The sequence below is a fragment of the uncultured Campylobacter sp. genome (genome assembly GCF_938045535.1).
In the GTDB taxonomy this organism is placed as follows: Bacteria; Campylobacterota; Campylobacteria; order Campylobacterales; family Campylobacteraceae; genus Campylobacter_B.
In genome coordinates, this window is the sequence record NZ_CALIMQ010000101.1 from 1 (window position 1) to 4,112 (window position 4,112).

The 4,112-nt window shown below is 46.7% G+C and carries 3 protein-coding genes and 1 pseudogene; 1 reads left to right on the top strand and 3 read right to left on the bottom strand.

Annotated features, from left to right (window positions below):
- Positions 1–270: pseudogene (locus tag Q0095_RS03230) on the top strand (tungsten ABC transporter substrate-binding protein); the annotation flags it as partial.
- Positions 271–791: 521 nt separating this feature from the next.
- Here the strand turns inward: Q0095_RS03230 and dnaK are convergent.
- The 3 genes from dnaK to Q0095_RS03245 all read right to left on the bottom strand — a co-directional run.
- Complete coding sequence (dnaK, locus tag Q0095_RS03235) at positions 792–2,678, bottom strand: molecular chaperone DnaK (RefSeq protein ID WP_297881301.1); 1,887 nt, start codon at positions 2,676–2,678, stop codon at positions 792–794.
- A 44-nt stretch (positions 2,679–2,722) separates the two neighbouring features.
- Positions 2,723–3,298, bottom strand: coding sequence for a nucleotide exchange factor GrpE (locus Q0095_RS03240; protein ID WP_297881302.1), 576 nt, complete (start codon positions 3,296–3,298; stop codon positions 2,723–2,725).
- The coding region (locus tag Q0095_RS03245) for an HrcA family transcriptional regulator (RefSeq protein WP_366806026.1) at positions 3,295–4,112 on the bottom strand (818 nt) is incomplete at its 5' end. The genes Q0095_RS03245 and Q0095_RS03240, both read right to left, overlap by 4 nt.

The window sequence follows — 4,112 nt, forward strand, 5'->3', positions numbered from 1 at the left end:
ACCTTCACCGATCGCGGCACCTACATCAAATACGAGGATAATAAAAAGGGCAATCCCGATATGGTTATCATCAACGAAGGCGATAACGATCTGAAGAATTTTTACTCCGTAATCGCGGTCAATCCGAAGCACTGCCCAAAAGCCGACTATGAAAACGCGCAGCGTTTCATCAAATGGATCACTAGCGAGAAGGGGCAGAAGTTCGTGGGCGATTTCAAGCTGCTAAATAAGCCGCTTTTCACCCCTGATGCGAATACTCGCAAGAACTAGCTCTAGCTAAATAAAGCTAAATTTAAAGCCCAAAGGCAAAGCGTCGCCTTTGGGCTTTTGCTTTTTCATAAATCAATCTACGCGCCTTTAAATTTAGCTCTTTTGCTTCTAAATTTAGCGGGCGTTTTTTGCTGTGTCTTTTTACGATACATTTTTTACTTTCTCGCCATACGTTTAAATTTATCGCAGCTTCATTTGTAGGCAATAGGTCAAAATTTCAGCTATATTTGGGATCGGCGCGGAGAAATTTCGATCGCGTCTGGATATACTCTAATGTCTAGTGATATTTATACAGCGCAAAATTTAGTAGTATTTATGTGTGACTCAAAAATTTTAGTTTGTTATGAATTTAATTTGAAGTTGCGGTTAGGCTCGGGCGTATGAAAAACGCCCGAGCCTGTGAAGCTATGAAATTTTATGCGCGGTTTGCGGAGCTGCCTCTGTCGCGTGCCGGTAAAATTGCCTTTCAAGCGCAGGCAAAGCCACCGAGCGCGCGGCTATAAATTTCACTTTGCGGCGGGTTACTCGACTTCGGCGTCGATGACGTCGTCGTCTTTTTTACCGCCGTTTGAGCCGGAGCTTTGCGATCCGCCTTGCGCGCCCTGATTTGCGCTGGCAGCCTTGTATAGATCCTCGGCGACCTTGCTTAGGGCTTCTACTTTGGAGTTTATCGCATCCTTGCTCGCGTTTTCATCCTTTAGCACGGCTTTTAGATCATTTAGCGCGCCCTCGATCTTAGCGCGTAGATCGCCCGGCACCTTCTCGCCCATCTCGCTTAGGCTCTTTTCGGTTTGATGCGCGATACTGTCGGCTTGGTTGCGCGCTTCGACGGTCTCTTTGCGCTTGTTGTCTTCCTCTTTGTGAAGCTCGGCGTCCTTTACCATCTTATCAATCTCGGCGTCGCTTAAGCCGCTTGAGCCGGTGATGCGGATATCGGTTGCCTTGCCGGTGGCTTTGTCTTTTGCCGAAACGGTTAAAATTCCGTTCGCATCGATGTTAAATTCCACCTCGATCTGCGGCACGCCGCGAGGAGCTGGCATGATGCCCTCTAAATTGAAATTTCCGAGCGATTTGTTGTCCTTTGCGAACTCACGCTCGCCCTGCAAAACGTTGATCGTAACGGCGCTTTGATTATCCTCTGCTGTCGAGAAGGTTTGAGATTTTTTCGTAGGTATCGTAGTTCCCTTTTCGATGATCTTGGTCATCACGCCACCCAGGGTTTCGATGCCGAGGCTTAGCGGAGTCACGTCGAGCAGTAGCACGTCCTTTACGTCGCCTTTGATGACCGCGCCTTGGATTGCAGCGCCGATCGCTACGACTTCGTCAGGGTTTACGCTCTTATTTAATTCTTTGCCGAAAGCCTTTTTAACCTCCTCTTGCACCAAAGGCACACGCGTCGAGCCACCTACCATGACGACTTCTTTTATGTCGTTCATGCTTAGCCCTGCATCGCTTACGACCTTTTTAAGCGTACTTATGGTCTCATCTACCAAAGAATCGATCATACTTTCAAATTTGGCCCTGGTGATGGTTTTCATCAGGTGCTTTGGACCTGTGGCATCAGCAGTGATGAAAGGTAAATTTACCGTCGTTTCCATCGCGCTGCTTAGCTCTTTTTTGGCGTTTTCCGCAGCCTCTTTTAGGCGTTGCATAGCCATGACGTCGCCGCGCAAGTCGATGCCTGTTTCAGATTGAAATTCCGAGGTTAAAAAGTCGATCAGCTTGTTATCGAAATCATCGCCGCCCAAAAATGCATTACCGCCGGTAGCTAAAACTTCTACGACGCTATCGCCGGTTTCTAGCACGGTTACGTCGAATGTACCGCCGCCTAGATCGTAAACGACGATCTTTTCGGATTCTTTTTTATCCAGTCCATACGCAAGCGCCGCCGCGGTAGGCTCATTGATGATACGAAGCACGTTTAGGCCCGCGATTGTTCCTGCTTCTTTTGTTGCCTTTCTTTGGCTGTCGTTGAAATACGCAGGCACGGTTATGACTGCATCTACGACGGGCTCGCCCAAAAACGCCTCGGCGTCCTCTTTTAGCTTGATTAGCACCTTGGCTGAAATTTCTTGCGGCGTATAGACCTTGCCCGCGATCTCTACCGCGCACGCGCCATTTCGGTCGATGATCTTATACGGTAGGCGCTTTTTAGCCTCCTGCGCGTTTTTCTCATTCATCATAAGACCCATGATGCGTTTGATCGAATAGATCGTCTTTTCAGGGTTGGTGACTGCTTGGCGCTTGGCGCTGTCGCCTACTAAAACCTCGCCTTTGTCGGTGAAAGCGACTACCGACGGAGTGGTGTTTTTACCCTCTTTGTTCGGTATGATCTTGCTCTCGCCGCGCTCGAATATGCTTACGCACGAGTTTGTTGTTCCTAGGTCGATGCCTATGACTTTTGCCATTTGTTATCCTTTGTGTTGAATTTAAAATTTTAAAATTTGGACGATTATTTCGCCACTACTACCATAGCGGCGCGCAAAACGCGCTGCTTATACATATAGCCTTTTTGATATACTTGAACGATATCGCCTTTTTTAACGCCTTCGGCTTCAATCATCGAAATAGCGTTATGCACGCTAGGATCAAATCCCGCATCCGTCGCTATCGGAACGATACCATATTTTTCAAAAGTCTTTGTAAAAAGGCTTAGACATTGTTTTACGCCAACTTCGATTTTATCCGCAAGCTCATTACCTTCCACATCAATTTTGGCGGCCTCCTCAAGCGCGTCGATTATCGGCAGCAAATCCTTCGCAAAGCTCTCGCTAGCGTAAGCAACAGCGCTATCTTTTTCTTTTTCCAAACGTTTTTTGAGATTTTCAAAATCCGCATTGGCGCGGTAAAATTTATCAGTGATCTCACTTAGCTCGTTTTGAAGCTTTTGTATCTGCGCATCGGTATCGTCGCATGTCTGCGCCTCTTGCGGCTCGCTCGCCTCTGACGCGCACTGCTCGCAAACCTCTTTTTCTTCACTATCGCACGCTGCGTTTTTATCGCCGTGCTCTTTAAATTTATGGCTCATGCTACTCCTTTAGCGTAGTTAAAAAATTTCTCGTAATTCTCGTAAACGCTGCCTGCGCAGATCATCGTAGCGTCCTCGCCTTCGAATTTTACGGGGCGTTTGATCCCCATAAATCCGTGCTCGAAGTAGGGCGCGAAGATCAAATTTTTCGTAAAATTTACGGCGATCGAGGGGTTGAGTAAAATTTTAAACCGCTCGTCTTTGAAAATTTTATACGCCACGACCTCGTTACAAAGAAATTCGATTTTAGAATTTTTTAGCTCCTTAATTTTGGTGCTAAGCTCGCGCAGACCGATCTGCATCGAAGCTAGCTCCAAATCTCCGAGTGAAATTCCTATTAAATTTGATAGGAATTTAAAAACTCTAAAATCGTATTTTAAGATAATCTCGTCTTTTCTAAATGCAAGGATTATGAAGCGATCATCGTGATTGATAACTTCGTTTAGGGCTTCGTTTTCGGCGTTGAAAATCATACAGTAAATTTCAAAATCCTCAAGCACCGCTTCTAGCTCGCGAGCATCGTCTATTTTCAACTCATCGTCGAAGCTAAGTCTAGCGCGCCAGTAATCCTGCATCGTCGCAACTGTGGGGATTCTACCACCGCTTACATGAAGCTGCGTCAAAGCCCCCTCGTCGCTTAAGCGCTTAAAATAAATTCGGATGCTAGACGCTGACATCGCTACGCCCATACGCTCACCCAGCTCTGAAGATCCGATCGGGGTGTTGCTATCGAGATAGGCGGAAATGATGGATTCCAGGATCATATCACGTTTATTCGTTTTCACTTTTAGCACTCTTTCAGTAAGATTGCCAG

Bases quoted from the DNA above. Each gene is read 5' to 3' on its own strand.
- dnaK (WP_297881301.1), bottom strand. From the start codon at position 2,678: ATGGCAAAAGTCATAGGCATCGACCTAGGAACAACAAACTCGTGCGTA.
- Q0095_RS03240 (WP_297881302.1), bottom strand. From the start codon at position 3,298: ATGAGCCATAAATTTAAAGAGCACGGCGATAAAAACGCAGCGTGCGAT.